The sequence below is a fragment of the Actinomadura sp. GTD37 genome, assembly GCF_041951365.1.
Lineage (GTDB): Bacteria > Actinomycetota > Actinomycetes > Streptosporangiales > Streptosporangiaceae > Spirillospora.
Map to the genome: position 1 here is coordinate 12,711 of NZ_JBGNUS010000004.1, position 24,278 is coordinate 36,988.

Sequence of the window (24,278 nt, forward strand, 5' to 3'; positions counted from 1 at the left end):
GGGCAATGCATGACGACGGACACGGGCGAGGACGGCGCGGGCCGGGGCGAACGGCCCCCCGTGGAGATCATCGGGGTCGCTCCGACCGGCCGTCCCGTGCCCCATCTCGCCGTGGCCGTCGCGCGCGCGGGCGGGACCGGGGTCCTCGACCTCGGCGCCGACCGGGCGCCGGGCCTCGCCGCCCTCGCCGACGTGCGCCGCTGGTGGACGGGCCCGTTCGGCGTCCGCGTCCCGCCCGGGTGCGGTGTGCGCCCGGCGGAGGTCCCGCCCGCCGCCGGCACGGTCGTCGTGGCCGCCGCCGCGCTGCTGTCGGACGACTGGCTCGACATCGCCGCGTTCTCCCGCGGGCGCCGCCTGCTGGTCGAGGTCGCGGACCCGGCGGAGGCCGCCGCCGCCGTCCATGCCGGGCTCGGTCTGACCGACGACGTGGGCCTCATCGCGCGGGGCTGCACGGACACCCGGCATGGCGGTGATCTGACGACATTCGTCCTCCTTCAGCGGCTGCTGGCCGACGCCGACGTCGACGTCCCCGTGTACGCGGCCGGCGGCATCGGCCCGCACACGGCCGCCGCCGCGGTCGCCGGCGGCGCGGCCGGGGTCGTCCTGGACGAGCAGCTCGCGCACGTCCGCGAAATGGACCTGAGCGGGCTCGATCCGGCGCGTTCCGACCCGGCGGGGACGATGCTCGCGAGCCGGTACAAGACGGCCGGGGGAGTGGTGCAGGCCGTCCGCGCGCGGATCGCCCTGCACATCGGCGCCGCCCTCCGGGCCGAGCCGCTCGCGCCGCGCCCCGACCCGGTCGTCGTGCAGGGGCCGATGGCGCAGGTCAGCGACGGCTCGGCGTTCGCGGGCGCGGTCGCGCAGGACGGCGGCCTGCCGTTCCTCGCGCTCGGCCCGCTGGACGGCGGGCGGGCGCGGGCGCTGCTGGCGGAGACCGCCGACCGGCTCGGCGGCCGGCCCTGGGGCGCCGGCGTGCTCGGGACCGCGCCGCCGGACCTCCGCGCGGAGCAGCTCGCCGCCGTCCGGGACGCCCGGCCCCCGTACGCGATCATCGCGGGGGGAGGCCCGGCGGAGGCCGCGCCGCTCGACGCCGCCGGGATCCGCGCGTACCTGCACGTCCCGACCCCGGAAGTCCTCGGGCGGTTCCTCGACGAGGGCGCGCGGAGGTTCGTCTTCGCGGGGAGCGAATGCGGCGGCCACGCCGGCCCGCACGCGAGCTTCCCGCTCTGGGACGCGCAGGTCGGGCGGCTGACGGCCTTCTTCGGCGACGACGCGGGCGGGCTGTCGGTGATGTTCGCGGGCGGCGTGCACGACGAGCGGTCCGCCGCGATGGTCGCCGCGCTGGCCGGGCCGCTGGCCGAGCGCGGCGCCGACGTCCGCGTCGCGCTGGGCACCGCGTACCTGTTCACGTCCGAGGCGGTCGCGGCGGGCGCGATCCTGCCCGGCTACCAGGACGTCGCGCTCGCCTGCGAGGGGACCGCCCTGCTGGAGACGGCCCCCGGGCAGGCGACCCGCTGCGCCCGGACCCCGTACGTCGAGACGTTCGAGGAGACCCGCCGCGAGCTGGAGCGGGCGGGCACGCCGCGCCGGGAGGTGCGGCGCCGCCTGGAGAAGCTGAACCTCGGGCGCCTGCTCCTGGCGAGCCGGGGCCTGCGGCTCGACACTCCGGTCGACGCGGTCCGGCAGCGCTCCGAGGGCATGTTCGCGATGGGGCAGGTGGCGGCGCTGCGGTCGGCGACGACCGGGATCGCCGCCCTGCACGAGCAGGTCACCGCCGGCGCGACCGCGTTCCTCTCGGCGCGCGCCGCCGAGCTGGGCATCGGCGCGGCGGAGGCGGGCACGCGCACCGGCGCGGCGCGCCCGGCCGACGTCGCGGTCATCGGCGTGGGCTGCGTCCTGCCGGGCGCGCGGGACGCGGACGGCTACTGGGCGGGCGTCGTGGGCGGCGCCGACCCGGTCGCCGCGGGCGGCCTCGTCCCCGACGTCCCGGTCGACGCGGCCGCGTACGGGTACTCGTCCGACGCGCTCGGCGACGCGGGCGCGCTCCAGCTCCTCTCGCTGGAGATCGCGGCCCGCGCGCTGCGGGACGCCGGCTACGCCGACCGCCCGTTCGACCGGTCCCGGACCTCGGTGCTCCTCGCCGCCGACGGCGAACCGGCCGCCGCGGCGATCGCCGCCCGGCTGGATCTCGGCGGCGCGGTCTGCACGGTCGGGACGACGTCGCTCGCCGCCCTCGACGCCGCCTGCAAGGACCTCGCCACGGGCTCCAGCGCCATGGTGCTCTGCGGGGGCGCCGACCCGCGCGGCGGCGTCGCGTGCGTCGTCCTCAAGCGCCGCGCGGACGCCGAACGCGACGGCGACCGGGTCTACGCGGTCGTCAAGGCGGTCGCCGGGGGCGGCGGCCGCCTCGCCGCGGACCGCGCCCGCGAGCGCGCGGGCGTCCCACCGCCGGCCGCCGAACCGGTCGAGACGGGACGGGACACCGGATGCGCGGCCGGTCTCGCCGGCGTCATCAAGACCGCGTACGCGCTGCACACGGGCGTGCGCGTCGACGGCCCGGCCCGCCCGTGGGCCGTCCGCCCCGGCGAGCGGCTCGCGGAGGTGGGCGGGACCGGGACCGGCGGCGTGCGCTTCCACGCCGTCCTCGCCGGTTACGAGGGCGCGCCCGAACCGGTGTCGGGGCTGGCCGAGTGGCCCGCCGAGCTGTTCCTGATCCGGGCGGACGACCGCGCCGCCGCACGCGCCGAGATGGGCCGGCTGGCGCGCCTGGCCGAGGCCGAGCCCCGGCTGCGCGACCTCGCCCGCACCGCCGCCTCGCTCGACGGGCCGGTGCAGGCCGCGTTCACGGCCTCCGGCCCGGCCGACCTGCGCGAGAAGCTCGCGCTCGCCGCGAAGTTCCGCCCCGCACCGGGGATCTTCGTCGGGGCGGGCGCGCCGGGCCAGGTCGCCTTCCTCTTCCCCGACGCGGGCGGACGGCCCGGCGCGCTCGCCGACCTCTTCGTCGCGTTCCCCCGGCTCCAGCGCCTCCTGCGGCTGGCCGGCGGGCGGTACGCCGGCATCGCCGGGCTGGCCGTCCACCGCCTGCTGACCGCGGTCGGCGTCCACCCCGACCTCGCCGCGGGCCACGGCCACGGCGAACTCGCCGCGCTCTGCGCCGCGGGCGTCATCGACGACACCGACATGATCGAGATCGGGGCCGCGGGCGGCGGCGCCCCGTCCCGCGCCGGACTCCTCGGCCGCGACCTCCGCTCGCCCGCGTTCCCGGTCTGGGCGGACACGACCGCCCGCCCGTACGAGACCGACCCGTCCGATCTGGCCGCGGCCCCGGCCGCGCCCGTCCACGTCGCCGAGCAGATCGAGGCGATGTACGACGCGGGCGCCCGGACGTTCGTGGAGGCGGGCCCCGGGCGGGTGCTGACCGACCTCGTCGCCGCGACCCTCGGCGACCGCCCGCACACCGCCGTGAGCTGCGCCGTTCCCGGCGAGAACGGCCTGGTGGGGCTGCTGCGCACGCTCGCCGAGCTGGCCGCGGGAGGCGTCCCGGTGGAGCCGCTGCCGCTGTTCGCCGGACGGGGCGCCCGCCCGCTCACCGGGCCTCCCGCGAGGCCCGGCCTGCTCGTCAACGTCCACCGCGCCCGCGCCGCAGACGGCGGCCGGGACGTCCGCCCGGCCGAGGCCGCCGTGCTGGAGTACCTGCGCACCAGCCGGGAGATCATCGCGGCGCAGCGCGAGGTCGTCCTCCGGCATCTCGCGGCCCCCGACCCGGCGCCCGACCCGGCTCCCGTTTCGGCGGCCGTTTCGGCGGCGGGCCCGGATGCTGCCGCCGAGCCGCGGCGCGCCGCCGTCCCGCCGCAGACCCGGCCCGGCGCCCACGTGCGGACGGCGGCCCTGTCCGGCGGCCCCGCCGCCCCACCCGCCCGCGACGAGCCCCCTGCCCGCGACGAACCGCCTGCCCGCGACGAACCGCCTGCCCGCGATGAGCCCCCTGCCCGCGACGAACCGCCCGCGCGGGAGGAGCCGCCCGCGCGGCCCGTGCCGCGGTCGCGGGCGGCCGATACGCAGGTGTGGCCGCGCCCCGGGGCGCGGATCACCCGCGCGGTGTCCCGGCGGGCGCCGCGCGTCGTGGATCTCGATCCGCTGCCGATGCCGCCGGAGTCGGGGACGGCCTTCGCCGGGCGGCGGTTCCTCCTCGTCGACGACGGATGCGGCATCGCGTCCGAACTCGGCGACCTGCTGGAACGCCACGGCGCGCAGGTCCGCACGTCGCCGGATGTCGACGGCCCCTGCGACGGGCTCGTCCACCTGGCGGCCCTGCGTCCCGGCGCGGCGAGCGTGCTGCCGCAGGCGTTCGCGGGGATCCGGCGGGCGCTGGACGGCGGGCTGCGGTGGCTCGTCCTCGCGAGCGGCGCCGGCGGGACGTTCGGGAGCCGGTTCCGCGGCGGGGTCGTCGGCGACCCGGCGCCGGGGGCGGGCCTGCGCGGCCTGGCCCGGACGATCGCGAAGGAGTACCCCGAGGCACTGGTCCGGGCGCTGGACATGGACACCAAGGACACCCCGCGGGCGATCGCCCGGCGGATCGTGGCGGAGCTGCGGACGGACGGCGCCCCGGCCGTGGTCGGGCACGAGGGCGGCCGGCGGCACGGGCTGGAACTGCTGCCCCCGGCGCCGCACGGCGACGGCTCCCTGGGCCTCGGCCGGGACGGGGTCGTCCTGCTGACGGGGGCCGAGCACGGGATCATCGCGCGGACGGCCCTGGAGCTGGCCCGGACGAGCGCCTGCCGCATCGAGCTCCTGGGCCGCACACCGGACCAGGACCTGGGCGCCCTGCGCGAGCACGCGGCGGACGTCCGCTACCACGCGGGGGACGCGCGAGACCCGCGGGCCGTCCGGACCGTCGTGGAGAACGTCTACCAGGCGCACCGGCGCCTGGACGGCGTGGTCCACGGCGCGGGGCTGCACGAGAACCACCCCGGCCCGGAGGAGGCGTATCGCGCGAAGGTGCACGCCGCCTCCGCGCTGGCCCAGGCGGTCCGGCCGGACGTCGGGTTCTTCGCCGTCCTCTGCGGCCTCGCCGGTGCGGACACCGGCCGGGGCCGCGCAGGCGACGCGGCGGCGGAGGACGCGTGCGGCACGCTCGCCCACGTCTGGCGGAGGCGGCTGCGGGGACGGGTCCTCGTCGCGAGCCTCGGCCCGTGGGCGGACGTCGGCGCGGATCCCCCCGGCGGCGGCGTCCTGATCGATCCGGACGCCGGCGCGGCGGCGCTGCTGCGGGAGATCGCGTGCGGGGACGAGACGCAGGTCGTCCTGGCCGGAGAAGTGCGGTGAGCGACGCGCGCGAGCCGATCGCGATCGTCGGCGCCGGGGCGGTGTTCCCCGGCGCGGGGTCGGCGGCGGAGCTGTGGCGCAACGTCCTCGCCGGGTTCGACGCGATCACCGAGGTGCCGCCCGGACGCTGGGACCCCGCGCTCTACTACGACCCGGACGCCTACGCGCGCGCCCCCGAGAGCGACCGGTTCTACTGCCGGCGCGGCGGGTTCGTCGACGAGGTGGCGACGTTCGACCCGGCGCGGTTCGGGATCCTGCCGGCGGCGGTGCCGGGCATGGAGCCCGACCAGCTGCTCGCGCTGCGCACGGCCGGGGACGCGATCGCGGACGCGGGCGGCGACGAGCGGCTGCCCGACCGGTCCCGGATCGGCGTGGTCATCGGGCGCGGCGGCTACATCACGCCCGGCGTCGCCCGCCACGACCAGCGGGTCCGGACGTCCCACCAGGTCGCCGGGATCCTCGCCGAGCTGATGCCGGGGCTCGGCGAGCGGCGGCTGCGGGAGATCCGCCGCGCGTTCTGCGAGCGGCTCGGCCCGGACGGCGGCGACGCGCCGATCGGGCTCGTGCCGAGCCTCGCCGCGTCCCGCATCGCGGGCGCGTTCGACCTGCACGGCCCCGCCTACACGCTGGACGCGGCGTGCGCGTCGTCGCTGCTCGCGGTCGAGCACGCGGTGCGGGCGCTGCGCGGCGGGCAGGCCGACGCGATGCTGGCGGGGGCCGTCCACCACGCGCACCACGCCACCCTCTGGAGCGTGTTCAGCCAGCTGCGCGCCCTCAGCCCCAGCGAGACGATCCGCCCGTTCGACCGGTCCGCCGACGGGACGCTGCTCGCCGAGGGCACCGGGATCGTCCTGCTCAAGCGGCTGTCGGACGCCGAGCGGGCCGGCGACCGGATCCACGCGGTCGTCCTCGGCGCGGGGTCGTCCAGCGACGGCCGCGCCGCGAGCATGATGAGCCCGCTGGTGGCCGGGCAGGTCCTCGCGGTCGAGCGCGCCTGGCGGGACGCGGGCCTCGACCCGGCGGCGCCCGGCGCGGTCGGGCTGGTCGAGGCGCACGGCACCGGCGCCCCGGCGGCGGACGAGGCGGAGCTGGCGACGCTGCGCCGCGTGTTCGGCGCGGGCGGCGGCGCGGGCGGCGGTACGGGCGGCGGTTCGGGCGGCCCGCCGATCGGGCTCGGCACCGTCAAGTCGATGATCGGGCACGCGATGCCCGCCGCCGGGATGGCCGGGCTGATCAAGGCCGCGTTCGCGCTCCGCGACGGCGTGCTGCCGCCGACGCTGCACGTGGACGACCCGCATCCGGCGCTGGAGGACGGCCGGCTGCGGCTCGTCCGGGAGGCGGCCGAGTGGGAGCGGCACGTCGGCCCGCGGCGGGCCGTCGTCAACGCGTTCGGGTTCGGCGGCGCCAACGCGCACCTCGTCTTGCAGGAGCCGCCGTCGTCGGCGGTCCGGCGGTCGCGGCGGCGGAAGCTGGACACGCCGCAGGACGGCGAAGCGGTGCTGCGGCTGGCCGCGCGCACGACCGGGGAACTGGCCGAGGCCCTGGCCGTCTCCGACGACGAGCTCCTCGCGCGGGCCTCCGGCGACGTCCCCGACCTTCCGTGCCGTCTCGCCATAGTCGGCCCCACGCCGCGCAGGCTCGACCTGGCGCGGGCCGTCGTCCAGCGCGGAACGGCGTGGCGCGGCCGGAGCGACGTGTGGTTCTCGCCCCGGCCGCTCCTCGCCGAGGGCGGGCGGCTGGCGTTCCTGTTCCCCGGCTTCGAGCCCTGCTTCGACCCGCGCGTCGACGACGTCGCCGAGCACTTCGGGCTGCCGCGCCCCGGGCTCACCGGCCGCACCGACCTGCTCGGCCACGCCGCCGACGTGCTGGCCGCCGGCCGCCTGCTCACCGCCGCGCTCGCCCGGCTGGGCGTGGAGGCGGAGGTCGTGGCGGGGCACGGCGTCGGCGAATGGGCGGCCATGGCCGCGGCCGGGGTGTGCGACGCCGACGCCCTCGTCAGGGACCTCGACGGGGCCGCGCTGGACGTCCCCGACGTCCTCTACGGGACGCTCGGCTGCGGCGCGGCGCAGGCGCGGGAGGCCGCGGCGGCGGGGTCGGGGGTCTTCGTCAGCCACGACAACTGCCCGCACCAGTCGGTGGTCTGCGGCCCGGCGGAGGCGGTCCGGGAGATCCTCGGGCGGCTCGCGTCCGAGGGCGTCCTCGGCCGGGAGCTGCCGTTCCGGACGGGGTTCCACACGCCGCTGGCCGAGGCGTACGAGAAGCAGCTGCGGCACTCGTTCGAGGGGCTGGAGATCCGCGAGCCCCGCGTGCCGCTGTGGTCGGCGTCGACGGCCGCGCCGTTCCCGCGCGGGCCGGAGGCGGTGCGCGACCTCGCCGTCCGGCACCTCCTCGAACCCGTCCGGTTCAGCGAGCTGATCGAGGAGCTGTACGGCGCGGCGCACGTGCGGGCGTTCGTCCAGGTCGGGCCGGGCGGCCTGACGGGGTTCGTCGCCGACCGGCTCGGCGACCGCGAGCACCTCGCGATGTCCGTGAACGTGCCGAAGCGGGACGGGATGGCGCAGCTGCGCCGGGTCGTCGCCGCGCTGTGGGCCGAGAGCTACGGCGCGTCCGCGCCGCCGCCGCCCGCCGGCGGCATGCGGCTCGACCTCGGCACGCCGCTGGTCAGGCTGGACGGCGCCGTGGAGCCGATCCACACCACGCCCGGCGTTCCGTCGCTGCCGGCGGACGATCCCGTCCTGGCGGAGCTGGAGGCGCTGCTCAACGACGCGGCGTCCGGGGCGCAGTCCGTGCTGGAGGCGCTCGGCGGCGGCCCGTCGCCCGCCGTGGCGGGGGAGGCGCCCCCGGCGACCGCCGAGCTGAGCGTGTCCCGGGTCTTCTCCATCGACGCGATGCCCCAACTCGCCGACCACTGCCTGGTCCCGCAGCCGCCCCGCTGGCCCGACATGTCGGACCGGTTTCCGATCGTCCCGCTTGCCACGCTCGTCGAGGTGATGGCGGGCACGGCGCGCGAACTGCTGCCCGACATGGTCGTCGTCGGATTCGAGAACGTCCGCGCCGTCCGGTGGGTCGTGGCCACACCGCCGACGACCGTCGACATCCGCGCGTACCTCGTGGACGACGGCGACCGGCCGCGCAAGGTGAAGGTCGTCATCCCGGACCACGCGGACGGGACGGTCCTGCTCGCCGAGCGCTACCCCATGCCGCCCGCCCCGGACCGCACACCGCTCACGATCGAGGGGCCGCCCATAGTCACCGCTGAGCGGCTGTACGAGGAGCGCTGGATGTTCCACGGCCCCCTCTTCCGCGGCATCAGCGAGATCACGGCTCTGGCGGAGGACGGTGTGCGCGCCGTCCTGACCTCGCTGTCCACGCCGGGCGCGCTGATGGACAGTGCCGGGCAGCTCTGCGCGCACTGGATCCAGGTGTACGGCGACACCAACCAGACCGTGTTCCCGGTGGGGATCGAACGGGTCCTGCTGTACGGGCCGCTGCCGCCCGCCGGGGAGCGCCTGGAGACGACCGTCTGGAACCAGTCCCTCACGGACACGACCATGCGCTGCTCGGCGGAGATGGTCCGCGAGAACGGGACGGTGTGGGGACGCATCGACGGATGGACCACGCACCGCTTCTACACGGACGAAGCACTCTGGCGGATGAAGTTCACTCCAGAGGTGTCGGGAACTGGGGAGCCGCAGCCGGGCGGCTGGACGCTGGCCCGCAAGCGCTGGGACGGCACCGCGTCGCGTGACCTGCTGATGCGGCAGTACCTGTGCGCCCGGGAGCGCGCCGAGTACGAGGCCCTCCCGCCGGTCGCGCAAGGCCCTTGGCTGCTCGGACGGATCGCCGCCAAGGACGCCGTCAGGGACCACCTGTGGCGCAACGGCCACGGCCCCCTGTTCCCCGCGGAACTCGCCGTCCAGGACGGGCCGGCCGTGACGGGCCCCTTCGACGAGCCCTTGACGGTCTCGATCGCCTCGGACGCCGAACTGGGCGTGGCCCTGGTCCGGCCGGGGCACGACCCGGCCGGCATCGGGCTCGCGGTCAACGAGAACAACGCCCGGGTGCGCGCGGCCAAGCAGGCGGTGCTCCAGTCGATGCCGGCGCCGCAGCCGGGGGAGGACCGTCCCGAACTCGTCGTGACCGTCGCCGACGCCGAACGGCTCCTCATCGCCGCCAACGGCACGGTCACCACCGTGCAGACCCGCGAACTCGACGGACACGTCGTCGCCTGGACGACCGCGTCCGGCGGAACCGACATGGAGGAATCCCGAGCATGACCCAGCGCCGCGCGACCGCCCGTCGCGTCCAGGTCCCGTCCCTCCTCGGCGACCCGGGGATCCAGCGGGCGCGGACACCGGAACGCCGCTTCCTGTTCGCGGTCCCGCCGCTCGCCGGGCACGTCGCCCCGGTCGCCGCGGTCGCCGCCGAACTCGCCCGGCGCGGCCACAAGGTCGCCTGGACCGGCCACCGGCCGTCCCTGGAGACCTTCCTGCGGCCCGGCGCCCGCATCTTCAGCGCCGGCGGCGACGACTGCACGGCGGCGCGGGACCGCTGGCTGGAGCTGCGCGGCCTCGACGCCCTCCGCTTCCTGTGGGAGGACTTCCTGCTCCCGCTCGGCCACGCGATGATGCCGGGCGTCGAGCAGGCCGTCGACCGGTTCCGGCCGGACGCGGTCGTCTCGGACCAGTTCGTCCTCGCCGCGCCCGTCGCGGCCCGGCGGCGCGAGATCCCCTGGGCGACCTCCGCCGCGTCGCCCGCCGAGTTCACCCGCCCGCTCGCCGACCTGCCGGACGTCGAGGAGGAGATCCGCGACCACATCGGCGGCTTCCAGCTCGCCCACGGCATCGACGACCTGCTCGACCTGCGCTTCTCCGACCACCTCACGCTGGTGTTCGCGACCCCGGCGCTGATCGGCGACACCTCGTTCTTCCCGGACCACTTCGCCTTCGTCGGCCCGGTGCCGGCCCGCCCCGTCCCGTGCGCGTTCCCGTGGGAGCGGCTGGACGGCCGCCCCGCCGTCCTCGTCTCCCTGGGCCGGATCACCGGGCCGCCCGCCGCGCGGTTCTTCCGGGTCGCCGCCGACGCCGTCCGCGGCCTGGACGTCCAAGCGGTCTTCGTGGCGCCGCCGGGGCTGGTGGCCGATCCGCCGCCGAACGTCCTCGTCCGCGAGCGGGTGCCGAGGCACAAGCTGCTCGAACGCCTGTCCGCCGTGGTCTGCCACGGCGGGCACTCCGCGGTCGGCGAGGCCCTCTCGCGGGGACTTCCGCTGGTGGTGGCCCCGGTCCGGGACGACCAGCCGGTCATCGCCCGGCGCGTGGAGGCCGCGGGCGCGGGCATCGCGGTCGGCTTCGAGGACGTCGGGCCGGACGGGCTTCGCGCCGCCCTCGCGGCCGTCCTCGCCGACGGCCCGCTGCGTGCCGGGGCCGAGGCCGCCCGCGCCGGCTTCACCTCCGCGGGGGGCGCCGCCGAGGCCGCCGACCGCCTGGAGAAGCTCGCCTGACCGGCTCCGGACGAGAGGACGGTCTTCCACCCAGCCCACCGCCTGTCCCGCCCGCCGCCGGAACGGGAACCGGCGTGATCGGACGCCGCCCGCCCTTGTGTTTTTCACAAGTATGGCTGTAAAAATAAGTGGAGCGCTGAAAAATCTGCGCCCGGTCACGGCGGAAGGAGCGGACATGGCGATCGCCGAGCGAACGGCGGAGACCATCTGGGAGGGCGGTCTCGCGAAAGGCGGCGGGACGCTGACCGGCTCGACCGGCGCGTTCACCGGGCTGCCGGTCAGCTGGGACGCCCGGACGGCCCGGCCGGACGGGGTGACGAGCCCCGAGGAACTGGCCGCGGCCGCGCACTCGTCCTGCTTCGTCATGGCGCTCGCGCTGCGGCTCGGCGAGCACAAGGCGAGGCCCGAGCGGCTCACCGTGGCCGCGACCGTGACGCTGGACGAGGTGGACGGCGTGCCGACCATCGTCTCCTCGGCGCTGCGGGTGCGCGGGCAGGTGCCCGGCCTCGACGCCGCCGCCTTCAAGGGCGTGGTGGACGAGGCGGCGGAGCTGTGCCCGGTGTCCCGGCTCTTCGCCGGCGCCGCCATCACCGTCGAGGCCGAACTCGTCGAGGACTGAGCCCCCGTCAGGACGTGAGCGGCCGGGCCCCGGTCAGGACGTGAGCGGCCGGGCCCCGGTCAGGACGTGAGCGGCCGGGCCCCGGTCAGGACGTGAGCGGCCGGGCTCCGGTCAGGACGTGAGCGTCGCGTGCAGGCGGCGGGCGCTCTTCAGCGTGGCGTCGAACGATGCCTCGGCGACGGCCCTCGTCATGAAGTGGCAGATCCAGGTGACCAGGAAGGTGGCCAGGATCAGCGCCGGCGCCCACGTCCAGGTCAGCTGCACGACGATCCGCTCGATGGTGGCGTGCGGGTCGACGACGGGCTCCCAGCTGTTCAGGCGCGCCCGGCGTCCGGGGAAGACGCCGATCGCGCAGAGGGCGTGCGCGGCCACGGTGACGCGGCCGTTCAAGGCGCCGAGGCCGAGCCGGGAGAGGTGGCGGGTGGCGGCGGCCAGGGCCAGGTAGTAGGCGAGGAAACCGGAGCCGATGAGCACCGCGTAGACGGGGAGGACCGCGGTGACCACCGGGCCGCCGCGGTCCGCGAGGAGCATGTCGTGGCGGAGATGGACCAGATCGGTCACGACATAGGGAGCGTTCGGCAGAAAGAGAACGAACAACACGAGACCGGCCCACCAGAAAGGCGACCGGGACACCCGTGCGCCGCGGAAAAGGAGGAATGCGAGCCCGGCCGGAATCCAGGCCAGGAACGTGTTCCAGCCCATCCACCAGGCGTCCCGGCGGAGGACGTCGATAAGGTTCGGTGCCACCTGCTCCAGAATCCCCATGCCTTCCATGGTGCACCAGTCGCCGTCTAATCGGTGGGAGCGAAGGAGCCGAGCAGGCCGTCCACGTCGCCGAGCCGGGCGGCCGCCTCGCGGAGCCGGTCCGGCCAGTCGGCGTCGGTGCGGACGGCTCCCACGGCCGTTTCGACCGCCGGTGCGGAGCCCCAGAGCGCGAGCGACCGCGCGTCGGCGTCGCGCTGATCACGGGTCCACCAGCCGGTGACGGCGCCGAGCTGATCGGCGAGTGTTTCCCCCGGAATGGCGCGTCCGCAGTTCTCCTCCCATTTGCCGCTGAGTGGATGGCGGCCGCTGCCGGGGTTCGCCTTATGGGCCCGCTGGAGTTCCTCCAGGACGAGGCACCAGCGGTAAGGAGCGGCGAAGAAGGCCGATTCCTCGCCGTCGCACGGCGCGCCGTGAAAGGCCGCCGCCAGGTGGCCCGCCAGCGCGCCGGGCGCGGCGCGGGACGCGACGGCGGCGTCCACGGCGTGCGAGAGGGCGCAGTCGCGGAGCCGGCGGGGCAGCCCGTCCAGCAGGGCGGGGGCCGGGCCGGGGGCGCCCCACCCGGTCAGGTGCGCGGCCGCGGCGAGCTCCGCCCACAGGACCAGTTCCGGCCGGTCGGCCACGGCGCGCTGCGCCGCGCGCATGTCGCGCAGGGTGCAGGGGGAGTCGCGGCAGTCCGTCCCGCAGGTGGCGCTCCGGGGCGTCACCAGGACGGCGGGGGACGCCGGCGGCGCCGCCGCCCGCTCCGGCCCGGACCCGTCCGGGACGCGCACCAGGTGCGGGAAGTCCATGCCGTCGGTGAACACCGCGCCCTCGCCGGGCGTGAGCGTGACCAGGTACTGCGACTGCGCGTCGGTGATGTTCATGGTGGCGCCGACCGCGTCCCGGTCGTCCCGCGCCGGCAGCCGGTGGACGATCTTCACGGCGGTGTTCTTGATGACGTCCGGGACGAGCTTGGACGGGATCTGCTCCGCCACGATGAGCCCCTCCCCGTACGCGCGGATCTCCGCGAGGAGGCTCGCGAACGTCTCCACCGCGTGCGACGCGGGGCCGGCCTGCTCGCTGCGGCGCAGCAGCCGGTGCGCCTCCTCGAACACGCTCAGGTGCCGCAGGCGGCCCGCCGCCGCGCCCTGCCGCATCCGCAGGTGCTCCACCAGGCGGACCAGGACGGTCCCCATCAGGAACGCCTTGTCCCGGTCGTCGCCGACGTCCTCGATCTCCAGGACGACGTTGCGGGCGAGCAGCGCGTCGAAGTCGATCGGGTGGCCGCCCTCGAAGAACCGCCCCGTGGTGCCGATCCGGAGGCTGGACAGCCGCACCCGGATGAACCCGCGCACGTTGTCGGTGATCTCCTGCCCGTAGCCGATGCCGGTGACGACCTCCTCGGCGGCGGCCTGGAGGTCGGAGAGGGACGGGTAGCGCGGCGACGTCCCCGGGATGGCCGGCTCGCCGAGCGCGAGGTCCCAGCCGAGCCGCTCGTAGCAGCGGGTCAGCGCCGCCGCCAGCACCTGCGGGAACGGCTCGTCCGCCTCGAACGCGGCGAGGAACAGCGCGCGGACGAGGTCGGCGTGGGTCTGCAGCGGGAACGGCCGCCCGTCCGGGCCCATGGCCGGTTCGAGCGGGTTGATCCCGGCCGCGATCGCGTCCGCGTCGCCCGGCCGGATCACGACGACCTCCGCGTCCGGCGTCCGCGCCGCCGCCAGCCGGGACGCCATCAGCCGGTACTCCGCCTTCGCCGGCTCGACGACCAGCCACGGCAGCCCCGCCGCCGAGGCCGCGGTGAGCAGCGACCGGATCGTCTGCGACTTCCCGGCGCCGGTCGCCCCGCACACGAACGTGTGCCGGTTCAGGCTGGGCAGCGGCAGCGACAGGCCCCCGACCTCGCGGCGGTCGCGGTCCAGGACCCGGCCCAGCGGGATCCCCGCGTCCGCCGCCTCGGGCGTCACGTCGAACTCCGGCCGCATCACGAACCGGACCCCGGCGACCTCCCGGACGGGCGGACGGGCGAGCGCCGCCACCAGCCGCGTGCTCGCCTCGAACGGGCCCTCCGCGCCCGGGACCAGCGCGTACGGCAGCCCGGTCAGGTCGGCCGACGCGCACACCAGCGCCGCCACCCGCGCGGCCGCCTGCGGCGTCGCGGCCCCGGCCGCCAGGTGCACGCGCCAGAGCCCGGACGCCGCCGACCGGCGCAGCTCGCGGTGCCGCCGCTCCAGCCGGACGGCGGCCACCGACTCCTCCGGCGACATCTCCGCCATGGACTGCGCGCGCTGCTGCCGGTCGGCGAGGCCGTCGGCGAGGCGCCCGGCCTCGGACGGGCCGACGGGCTCGGCGACGAGCAGCCAGGCGAACGGCCGCGTCCACACCGAGAGCAGACCGTCCTCCAGGGACGGCCTGGCCGGTTCCTCGTGGAGCGGGTCGTCGGCGAGCAGGCCGTCCGCGATGCCGCCGATGCCGACCCAGTGCGGCATCGCGTCCGCGGAGAGCCCGCCGGGGACCGGCACGCCGCGCCCGCCCGCCGGGAGGCTCAGCGTCGCGCCCCGCCCGTCATGGTCGGCGACGAGCCCGGACCCGCCGACGAACACCTCGGTGGGCCCGGCCGCCTCCGCGCGCCGCCAGCCGACGAGCACCGGCTCCCCGCCCGCGTGGTACGCCGACACCAGGGCCGCGAGCCGCTGGTCGCGCCACTCGTCCCGGCCGTCCGCCCGGTCCGGCCGGGGGACCTCCAGCAGCCGGCACACCGGCAGGCCGCGCGCCACGTCCCACAGGCCGCCCGCCCCCGCCTCCAGCGCCATGGTGAGTCAGGGTATTGAGCAAGAGCCCCCTTGGGAAGGCCGATTCGCGGCGGAGGGCCTGACAAGTCGCGTGTCAATCTGCTTGGGTTGCACGCACATCGCCGCGCATGCCCGCGCGTGCCCGCGGGCGGGGCGGTCGAGTCGGCACCCGAGGAGAGCGGGGAGGTTCAGCGTCGTGAGGGGCGAACCGGTCGATCACGGGGGGCCGCTGTCGCGCCGCGAGCGGCTCTTCACCCCCGATCCGCGCATCGGATGGGTGTTCCGGGACCGCTGGTGGTTCCTCAGGCCGTTCCCGGAGCCGCCGCCGCGGCAGCAGGCGCCGCCCGACTACCTGGCGCGCCGGGTCGCCGAGACCGAGCGGGCCGCCCGGCGCAGGCTGAGCCGGACGCTCCCGGTCAGCGCCGCCGTCGCCGCCGTCCTGGTGCTGTTCGCCGCCTGCTCGGCCACGGCGTCGGCGGGGCTCTCGATCGGGTCGCTGCTGCTGGCGGTCATCGCGGCGGCGCCGGGCGCGGCGCTGACCTGGTGGGCCGTCCGGCAGCGGCAGGGCGCCCTGCGGGCCCGCGAGCTGGCCGGGCAGCAGATCATCGGCGGCTACCAGGAGCAGGCGCGGCAATGGTCGGCGCGCAAGCAGGGCCACGACGCCGCGGAGCGCGCGCGGCTCGACGGGCTGCCCGAGTGGGGCGCGGCCCCGCGGCCCGGCCACCGCCTGGACGTGTTCGGCGGGACGCTGTGGGCCTGGGAGGCGCTCCTCACCACCTACGGGACGTCCACCCTCGCCGTCCAGCCGCTGCTGGTGCTCGACCTTTCCCGCGAGGTCGTCAGCGGCGAACTGGTCGAGTTGGCCCGCGCCGCCTGGACGGGCGTGGACGCGCAACTCCTGCCCAGCCGCCAGGCGTCCTCCAGCCTGCTGACCGACCTGCCGCCGCAGGACCTCGTGGACGCGATCGTCGAGTCCATGCACGGCGGCGCCCCCGACGCCTCCCGCGCCGAACGCAGCATGGACGACCGGATCCTCACCACGGTGTGCGGCGCCCTGGGCGACGACATCACCCTCGCCCGGATCGCCGCCGCCCTCCGCGCGCTCATGGGCGAACCCGACGACGGGGACGTCCTGACCCGCGACGAGCGGCGGCGCATCGCGAGCGAGCTGTTCACCGTGGAGTACCGCAGGCAGGCCCACGCGAACCTGGCGCGGATCGAGTCGTACGTCCACCCCCTCCAGGACCTCGGCACGGACCCGCCCGAGGCGGGCGCGGGCTACCTGACCTGCATCGCGCTGGACAGCCAGGCCCGCAACGTGCGGTCGGAGCTGCTCACCGACCTGATCGTCCAGTGGGTCACGCACCGGATCACCGCGTCCCGGGAGTCGACGCCCGCCCTGGTGGTCGCCGGCGCGGACGAGCTGGCCCGCCGCCACCTGGAGCGGCTGTCGGACGCGTGCGAGCGGCGCGGCGTCCCGCTGACCCTGCTGTTCCGGCGGCTGCGCGACACCTCCGCCGAGCTGATCGGCGGCGGCGCGGTCGCGTTCATGCGGCTCGGCAACCACGAGGACGCGGCGCGGGCCGCCGACTTCATCGGCCGCGACCACCGGTTCGTCCTCTCCCAGATCACGAAGAACGTCGGCGGGAACGAGTCGCACACGTCCACCGACACGCGGGGCGAGGGCGACTCGGAGACCCGCAGCACGAGCCGCACCACGGGCACGTCCACCAACTGGGGGACGAGCCGGTCGTCCGGCGTCAGCCACTCGGGCGGCGAGATGTTCGGGCTGTTCCCGGACCGCTCCACCTCCAGCCAGCGCGGCCGGAACCGGGGCGGAGGCACCAGCCGCAGCGACACCGAGGGCACCGCCGCGTCCACCTCGCGGAACTGGTCGGCCGCCTCCTCCTACGCGGAGGGCACCAACTGGAGCGACGCCGACACGACGCAGCGCGTGTACGAGTACGTCGTCGAACCCGTCACGCTCCAGCACCTGCCCGACCACGCGCTGCTCCTCGTCCAGTCGGCGCCCGGCGGCGGACGCACCGTCACCCCCGTCGAATGCGACCCGGCGATCATCACGCTGGACCGCGTCTCCACCGGCCCCCTCCCGGACCCGCCACCCCCGGGCCGGGCCCTCCCGGAGGCGCCGCCCCCGCAGCGGGCCGCGCCGCCTCCGCAATGGGCCGCCCCGCCGCACCCGCAGTGGGCCGCGCCGCCTCCGCAGTGGGCCGCGCCTCCGGCGCCGCCGCCCCCGCGGGCGCCCCTCTCGACCGACCCGGGACCTCCGCCCGGCCACCACCAGGGCCCGCCGCCGCTCTTCGGCGGCAAGGACTGACCCCTCACCCGAGCCGGCGCCGCAACCCCTGGGCCCGCCGGACGAGGTGGAGCGGCAACCCGTGGGAGGCGTGCTCGATGCGATCCTCCACGGCCGCGACCAGGTCGGCGCCGAACCCCATCCGCACGGCCGCCGCGTCCGCGCGTCCCTCACCGCGCCGGCCCAGCATCCGCGCTCCCAGCGCACCGGCGTACGCGGCGCCGGCCGGCAACGCCACGACCGCCGTGACGGCCGTGGCCGCCAGCACCAGCAGGAGCACCGGCACGAACCCGATCGGCCGGTGCCAGGCGACGGCCCGCCGCCACACCGGGCCGATCGGCGACCAGGACCCGCGCAACGTCCGCAGCAGCGCCCGGCTCGGCAGCGTCACCTGCGCGTGCACGAACGCGGTGACCGCCCGCCACCCCAGCAGATGCCCCAGCTCGTGGGCGAGGACGGCCTCCAGCCGTCCCGGCGGCAGCGACCGCGCCGACGCCGACGTGACCGCGACCGTCCGCCCGGACGGCACGCAGGCGTTCAGCTCGTCCGACTCCACGACCACCAGCCGGTACCCGCCCACCCCGGCCCGCCGCTGGACGTCCCGCCACGACTGCTCCAACTGGACCCGCTCAGAGCCGCCGGGCTCCCGATACCCGTAGACCCGTCCCGCCCCGAGCGGCGCCAGCACCACCAGCCCCCACAGGACGACGACCACCACCGCCCCCCAGACGGGCCACACCACGTGCGCGCCGACCCCGGCCACCGCCACCACAACGGCCTCGGCCCCGAGGACACCCACGACCGGCACCCAGCTCCGCCCAGCCCGATCGCGCCCAGGCGGCAGGTAGAGCGGCGCCTCGGGACCGTGCCGCCCAGGCGACCCCCGCCCCGGTCCAGGGACCTGGAGACCCGCAGCGGACGGCGGTAAGGCCGCCTCGCCCGGTCGCCCCTGGACGACCGGCCCGCCGCCGCCGGCCGGCGCGGAAGGCCGCGGTGGGGCGCTGGGGGGTTCGAGCCGCGGAAGGTGCGCTCCGGGTGGCATCGAGGGCGGCGGCCACGAGTGCTGAGGCGGCGGGGGCGCGGACGGGGGTGGCGGGGCGGCCGCCGTTGGCTGCGGGGATGCGGACGAGGACGGCGGGGCGGGCGCGGTTGGTCGCGGGGGTGCGGATGGGGATGGTGGAGCGGGCGGCGTTGGTCGCGGGGGTGCGGACGGTGGTGGCGGGGCGGCCGCCGTTGGGCGCGAGGGCGCGGCTGGGGCGGGGCGGCGGGGCCGGGGTTCGTAGCGGCGTGACTGGGTGGTCCAGGTTCGTCCGTCCCAGTAGCGTTCGCGGCCCATCCACTCTGGATCTGGGTACCACCCAGGTGGTGTGCTCACCGGAGAACCGCCTCCCGTCAGGATCGGCTCAAAGGCTTGCGCACGTCGCGACGGGCAGTCAACGGGAACGTCAAAGCTTGGGGGTGAAGGGGCGGCGGTGGGCCGGGTCGTCGGGCTCGGCGAGGCCGCGCAGGGCCGTCTCGACGAGTTCGACGGCGTGCAGGACGGCGACCAGGCGGGCGCCCTCGCGGCGGTAGGCGTCCAGGACGGACTCGATGCCGTGCGGCGGGACGGTGTCGCCGAGGTCGACGCGGGCGGTGCGGAAGCCCTCGCGGGCCGCCTCGACGGACGCGCCGACGTGCTGGCGGGCCATCCGCGCGAGGGCGATGGGGTAGCGGCGCAGAACGCCGTAGCGGCGGTACTCGGGCGGGACGAGCTCCAGCAGCCAGCCGAGGGCGGTGTCCTCGAAGCGGTCGGTGCCCGGTGGGTGCACCTGCGAGGGCCAGCCGGGCGGGACGTAGGTGCTCACGAGGGCAGGATAACCCGACTTCGAACCTATGTTCGATACAAAACGGACACTATTCGGGCGGCGGGGTGCGCCGGATCCGGATCTTGCCGGAGTCCAGATCGTCGCGGGTGCCGCCGGACCCGGTCTGCTCGTGGTCGTCCTGGCGGAGCACCTTCTGCCGCTCCTGCTCTTCGACCTTGACCTTCTTCGAGCCCTCGAACGCGGACGCGAGATCCTCGAACACGCCGCCGCCGAAGCCCGCGCCGGTCTCGCCGTCGCCGCGGATGGCCCCCATCAGGGACGACTTGCCCGTGCCCTCGCGGGGCCATTCGACGATCTCCGGCTCGGCCGCCTCCGGACGGTTGCCCATCGGACGGCCCTTGACGCGCTTGCGGCGTCGAAAGGGTGAGTTCACACAGACTCCAACGCGATGAGTCTCCAGATTGATCCCAGCGGACATTCAGGTCGTGAACGACCACCGGGTGGGAGAACCGGTGAAATCTCCCTGGCGGAGCCCGAACACCGACTGCGGCCGCACCGCTACGGTCGCGTTCACCTCCGGGTCCAGGAAATCGACACGATAGCGGGTGGCGTACTTGGAGTTGACCAGGTCGATGAACCGCTGCAGCTCATGGGGCGCGGTGACGATCTCGGCCCGCCCCTCGATGACGACGGGGTTCTCGGCCTCCTCGGTGGTCACCACGACCTGCGGGTTCGCCCGCAGGTTCACCATCTTGCGGGACGGGACGGCGCTGCTGAACAGCAGTGCCTCGCCCGACCAGGCGCCCCACACGGGCATGGCGTGCGGGCGTCCGTCCGGCCGCACCGTGCACACCCAGAAGTTGCGCGCGGCGCGCAGCCGCTCCTCGGCCCATGACCACGGCAGCAGGCCGCCGCCCTCGTCCGGGCCCGCGATCCCGTAGCCGGGCATGTACGGACGTTCCGCGGTGGGTCCGACGGGCTCCGGTTCCGTGGCGGCGCCGGTGGCCGACATGGCGTTCTCCCCTCCATCGAGCATGTGTCCCGTCCATATCGTTACAGACCGCGGCGCCCCGTGGTGACGCTCGGTGGCTCGTTGGGAGCGGCTCGGCGCGGTAGCCTGCGGGACGTGCGTCTATCCCATGTCATCACGGTTCTGGAGGAGCTGTATCCGCCCGAATGGGCGGAGCCCTGGGACGCCGTCGGCCTGGTCTGCGGCGACCCCGACCAGGAGGTCGGACGGGTCCTGTTCGCCGTCGACCCCGTCGCCGCCGTGATCGACGAGGCGCTGGAGTGGGGGGCCGGCCTGGTGGTGACGCACCATCCGCTGCTGCTGCGCGGGGTGCACTCGGTCGCCGCGACCACCCCCAAGGGACGGCTGGTCCACCGGATGATCACGAACGGGATCGCGCTGCACACCGCGCACACCAACGCCGACCGGGCCGATCCCGGCGTCTCGGACGCGCTGGCGCGGGCGGCCGGGCTCACCGGCGCCCTGCGCCCGATGGTCCCCGCCGCCGACGACCCGCGCCGCGGCCTCGGCCGGATCGGGGAGCTGGCCGAGCCCGTCACGCTGCGGGAGTTCACCACGCGGGTCGCGGCCGGGCTGCCGTCCACGGCGTGGGGCGTCCGGGCGGCGGGCGACCCCGGCGCCGTCGTCCGCACCGTCGCCGTCTGCGGCGGCGCCGGCGACTCCCTGCTCGACACCGCGCGTTCCGCCGGTGTCGACGCCTACCTCACCGCCGACCTGCGGCACCACCCCGCGTCGGAGTTCGCCGAGTACGGCGGACCGGCCCTGGTGGACGCCGCGCACTGGGCGACCGAATGGCCGTGGCTGGCCGACGCCGAACGGCGGCTGGCCGCGTCCTCCCCGGAAGCGGGCAAGTTGGAGACACGGGTGTCCACGCTCGTCACCGACGCGTGGCGCCTCCACGCAGAAGGAGCAATGTGAAAGCCGCACCGCAAGCCCAGCTTCGCCTGATCGACCTGCAGGATCTCGACAGCTCGCTGGACCGGCTGGCGCACCGCCGCCGCACGCTGCCCGAGCTGGCGGAGATCGAGCGGCTGGAGGGACGCCTCACCGGGCTGCGCGACGCGATCGTCGCGGCCGAGACCGAGGTCGGCGACCTGCAGCGGGAGCAGAAGAAGGCCGAGCAGGACGTCGACCAGGTCCGCACCCGCGCCGACCGCGACCAGAAGCGCCTCGACTCCGGCCAGGTGGCGTCCGCGAAGGACCTGTCCAGCCTGCAGGCGGAGATCGAGTCGCTGCAGCGCCGCCAGTCCGACCTGGAGGAGGTCGTGCTGGAGATCATGGAGCGGACGGAGGAGGCCGAGGGCAAGGTCGCCGCGCTGCGCGCCGACCAGACCGCCGCGCAGGACGAGCTGTCCGCGCTCACCGCGCGCCGCGACACCGCCCAGCGGGAGATCGACGACGAGGCCGGGACGACCAGCACCGCGCGCACCGCAGTCGCCAAGGACGTCCCGGACGACCTGCTCGCCCTCTACGAGAAGCTGCGCGGCCAGTTCGGCGGCGTGGGCGCCGCCAAGCTGTTCCGCGGCGCGTGCCAGGGCTGCCACCTGGCCCTCAACACCGTCGACCTGAACAACATCCGGGCCGCCGCCGAGGACGAGGTCATCCGCTGCGAGGAGTGCCGCCGCATCCTCGTCCGGACCCCAGAGTCGGGGCTGTGAGCCGCAAACTGGTCGTCGAGGCGGACGGGGGCTCGCGCGGCAACCCCGGTCCGGCCGGGTACGGGGCCCTCGTCCGGGACGCGCTGACCGGGGAGGTGCTGGCCGAGGTCGCCGAGTCGATCGGCCGCGCCACCAACAACGTGGCCGAGTACCGGGGCCTGATCGCCGGGCTGACCGCCGCCGCCGGGATCGACCCGTCCGCCCGCGTCGAGGTCCGGATGGACTCCAAGCTCGTCGTGGAGCAGATGTCCGGCCGCTGGAAGATCAAGCACCCGGACATGATCCCGCTGGCGCTGGAGGCCCGCGAGGCCGCGTCCGCGCTGGGCTCGGTGTCCTACGGCTGGATCCCGCGCAACCGCAACGCCCACGCCGACCGGCTCGCCAACGAGGCCATGGACGCCGCGGCCCGCGGCGAGCACTGGATCCGCAAGGTCGAGGAGACGCCGGGGGAGCCCGAGCCGCCGCCGCGCCCCGTGTCGTCCACCCCGACGACCACGGTCCTGCTGCGGCACGGCGAGACGCCGCTGTCGGCCGAGAAGCGCTTCGCCGGCATCGGCGACGTCCCGCTCACCGCGAACGGCGCCGCCCAGGCCCGCGCCGCCGCCCTCGCCCTGAAGGACCGCGGGCTCGACGCGATCGTCACCTCGCCGCTGGTCCGCTGCCGCGACACGGCGGCCGAGGTCGCCGCCGTCACCGGCCTGGGCGTCCGCGTCGAGGACGGCTTCCGGGAGACCGACTTCGGCGAATGGGAGGGCCTCACGTTCGGCGAGGCGGGCAAGGGCTGGCCCGCCGAGATGAAGGCGTGGCTGGCCGACCCCGAGGCGGCGCCGCCCGGCGGGGAGAGCTTCGCCCAGGTGTCCCGCCGCGTCCGCACGGCCCTGGACAAGCTCAAGATCCGCTACCGCGAGCAGACGGTGCTGGTCGTCTCGCACGTCACGCCCATCAAGCTCCTGGTCAAGGACGCCCTGGGCGCGCCCATGCCGGCCCTGTACCGGATGCACCTCGACGTGGCGGCGCTCTCGTCCATCGACTGGTACGCCGACGGCCCCGCGACCCTGCGCGGCTTCAACGACGTCCACCACCTTCCCTCCTGACCCGCGGGCGCTTACCCTCCCCATAGGCGCCGTGACCTGGGGAGGGACCGTGACCACGAAGATCCTGCTGGACGAGTCGAAGCTCCCGGCCCGCTGGTACAACGTCGTCCCCGACCTGCCCGCGCCGCCGCCACCGCCGCTGCATCCGGGCACGCGCGAGCCGCTCGGGCCGGACGACCTGGCGCCGCTGTTCCCGATGGACCTCATCGCCCAGGAGGTCAGCGGCGACCGGTACGTCGACATCCCCGAAGAGGTCCGCGAGGTCTACCGGCTCTGGCGCCCGACCCCGCTCATCCGGGCGCACCGCCTGGAACGCGCCCTCGGCACCCCGGCCCGCATCTACGTCAAGTACGAGGGCGTCTCGCCGGTCGGCTCGCACAAGCCGAACACGGCCGTCCCGCAGGCGTTCTACAACGCGCGCCAGGGCGTCCGCCGCCTGACCACCGAGACCGGCGCGGGCCAGTGGGGGAGCGCCCTCGCCTTCGCGTGCGCCCAGTTCTCGCTCGACTGCGAGGTGTGGATGGTGCGCGCCTCCTACGACCAGAAGCCGTACCGCCGCTCGATGATGCGGCTGTACGGCGCGCAGGTGCACGCGAGCCCGTCGCCCATCACCTCGTCCGGCGCCAAGGTCCTCGCGGACGACCCGGACTCGCCCGGCTCCCTGGGCATCGCCATCTCCGAAGCGGTCGAGTCCGCGACCCCCGAGGACACCCGCTACGCCCTCGGCAGCGTCCTGAACCACGTCCTGATGCACCAGACGGTCATCGGCGAAGAGGCGCTCGAACAGCTCGCCCTGGCCGGCGACGTTCCCGACCTGATCGTCGGCTGCACCGGCGGCGGCTCCAATTTCGCGGGCCTGTTCTTCCCCTTCCTCCGGGAAAAGCTGGCGGGGAACATGAACCCCGACATCCGGGCCGTCGAACCGGCCGCGTGCCCTTCCTTCACCCGGGGCCGCTACGCCTACGACTTCGGGGACACGGCCGGTTTCACGCCCCTCCTCAAAATGCACACGCTGGGGCACGACTTCGTCCCCGACCCCATTCACGCGGGCGGCCTCCGCTACCACGGAATGGCGCCGCTGCTCTCCCACATGTACGACCTGAACCTTTTCGAGGCGGAGGCGAGACACCAGCGCGAATGCTTCGAGGCCGGCGTCCTGTTCGCCCGCACGGAGGGCATCGTCCCGGCCCCCGAACCCACCCACGCCCTCGCCGCCGCCATCGCCGAGGCCCGCCGCTGCGCCGAGTCCGGCGAACCCAAGGTCATCCTCACCGCCCTCTGCGGCCACGGCCACCTCGACATGGCCGCCTACGACCGCTACCTCTCCGGCCGGATGGAAGACCACACCCTCCCCCAATCCCGCTTGGACGAGGCCCTCGCGAATCTCCCCTAGGGTC

Annotated in this window: 15 protein-coding genes; 9 read left to right on the forward strand and 6 right to left on the reverse strand. The window is 76.0% G+C overall.

Annotation, left to right across the window (positions count from 1 at the left end):
• The first annotated feature begins 9 nt into the window (after window positions 1-9).
• The 4 genes from ACA511_RS21755 (at window position 10) to ACA511_RS21770 (ending at window position 11,444) form a co-directional block, all read left to right on the forward strand.
• Window positions 10-5,325 (forward strand): SDR family NAD(P)-dependent oxidoreductase, encoded by a 5,316-nt coding sequence (locus ACA511_RS21755; protein ID WP_375026323.1) that lies wholly within the window; start codon window positions 10-12, stop codon window positions 5,323-5,325.
• A complete protein-coding gene (locus ACA511_RS21760) occupies window positions 5,322-9,602 on the forward strand; it encodes a beta-ketoacyl synthase N-terminal-like domain-containing protein (RefSeq protein ID WP_375026324.1) in 4,281 nt (1,426 codons plus the stop codon). Before ACA511_RS21755 ends, ACA511_RS21760 begins: the two co-directional genes overlap by 4 nt.
• Window positions 9,599-10,825 carry a glycosyltransferase gene (locus ACA511_RS21765; protein WP_375026326.1) on the forward strand — a complete coding sequence of 409 codons (1,227 nt, stop codon included), beginning with the start codon at window positions 9,599-9,601 and terminating at the stop codon, window positions 10,823-10,825. Before ACA511_RS21760 ends, ACA511_RS21765 begins: the two co-directional genes overlap by 4 nt.
• Before the next feature lie 175 nt (window positions 10,826-11,000).
• Window positions 11,001-11,444: an OsmC family peroxiredoxin gene (locus ACA511_RS21770; RefSeq protein WP_375026328.1), complete on the forward strand. Its 444-nt coding sequence runs from the start codon at window positions 11,001-11,003 to the stop codon at window positions 11,442-11,444.
• Window positions 11,445-11,555: 111 nt separating this feature from the next.
• Here the strand turns inward: ACA511_RS21770 and ACA511_RS21775 are convergent, their stop codons facing one another.
• Window positions 11,556-12,218 (reverse strand): DUF1361 domain-containing protein, encoded by a 663-nt coding sequence (locus ACA511_RS21775; protein WP_375026329.1) that lies wholly within the window; start codon window positions 12,216-12,218, stop codon window positions 11,556-11,558.
• Between the two features lie 17 nt (window positions 12,219-12,235).
• Complete coding sequence (locus tag ACA511_RS21780; protein ID WP_375026331.1) at window positions 12,236-14,998, reverse strand: ATP-binding protein; 2,763 nt, start codon at window positions 14,996-14,998, stop codon at window positions 12,236-12,238.
• Between the two features lie 175 nt (window positions 14,999-15,173).
• On the opposite strand from ACA511_RS21780, the gene ACA511_RS21785 reads away from it, so the two are divergent.
• Window positions 15,174-17,315, forward strand: a complete 2,142-nt coding sequence (locus ACA511_RS21785; protein WP_375026332.1) for a hypothetical protein — start codon at window positions 15,174-15,176, stop codon at window positions 17,313-17,315.
• A 4-nt stretch (window positions 17,316-17,319) separates the two neighbouring features.
• Here the strand turns inward: ACA511_RS21785 and ACA511_RS21790 are convergent, their stop codons facing one another.
• From ACA511_RS21790 to ACA511_RS21805, 4 genes are all read right to left on the reverse strand, one after another.
• Complete coding sequence (locus ACA511_RS21790) at window positions 17,320-18,102, reverse strand: M48 family metalloprotease (RefSeq protein ID WP_375026333.1); 783 nt, start codon at window positions 18,100-18,102, stop codon at window positions 17,320-17,322.
• A gap of 637 nt (window positions 18,103-18,739) precedes the next feature.
• Window positions 18,740-19,138, reverse strand: coding sequence for a hypothetical protein (locus ACA511_RS21795; protein ID WP_375026335.1), 399 nt, complete (start codon window positions 19,136-19,138; stop codon window positions 18,740-18,742).
• A 49-nt stretch (window positions 19,139-19,187) separates the two neighbouring features.
• On the reverse strand, window positions 19,188-19,487 hold the full coding sequence (locus ACA511_RS21800; protein ID WP_375026336.1) for a DUF6191 domain-containing protein: 300 nt from the start codon (window positions 19,485-19,487) through the stop codon (window positions 19,188-19,190).
• Window positions 19,488-19,577: 90 nt separating this feature from the next.
• A complete protein-coding gene (locus ACA511_RS21805; protein WP_375026338.1) occupies window positions 19,578-20,135 on the reverse strand; it encodes a pyridoxamine 5'-phosphate oxidase family protein in 558 nt (185 codons plus the stop codon).
• Between the two features lie 90 nt (window positions 20,136-20,225).
• Between ACA511_RS21805 and ACA511_RS21810 the strand changes: the two genes are divergently transcribed.
• The 4 genes from ACA511_RS21810 to ACA511_RS21825 are packed head-to-tail and all read left to right on the forward strand — an operon-like array spanning window position 20,226 to window position 24,274.
• Window positions 20,226-21,047, forward strand: coding sequence for a Nif3-like dinuclear metal center hexameric protein (locus ACA511_RS21810; protein ID WP_375026339.1), 822 nt, complete (start codon window positions 20,226-20,228; stop codon window positions 21,045-21,047).
• Window positions 21,044-21,787, forward strand: a complete 744-nt coding sequence (locus ACA511_RS21815; protein ID WP_375026340.1) for a zinc ribbon domain-containing protein — start codon at window positions 21,044-21,046, stop codon at window positions 21,785-21,787. Before ACA511_RS21810 ends, ACA511_RS21815 begins: the two co-directional genes overlap by 4 nt.
• Window positions 21,784-22,881 (forward strand): bifunctional RNase H/acid phosphatase, encoded by a 1,098-nt coding sequence (locus tag ACA511_RS21820; RefSeq protein ID WP_375026341.1) that lies wholly within the window; start codon window positions 21,784-21,786, stop codon window positions 22,879-22,881. Before ACA511_RS21815 ends, ACA511_RS21820 begins: the two co-directional genes overlap by 4 nt.
• 49 nt (window positions 22,882-22,930) lie before the next feature.
• Window positions 22,931-24,274, forward strand: a complete 1,344-nt coding sequence (locus tag ACA511_RS21825) for a TrpB-like pyridoxal phosphate-dependent enzyme (RefSeq protein WP_375026343.1) — start codon at window positions 22,931-22,933, stop codon at window positions 24,272-24,274.
• The last annotated feature ends 4 nt before the right edge of the window (window positions 24,275-24,278 follow it).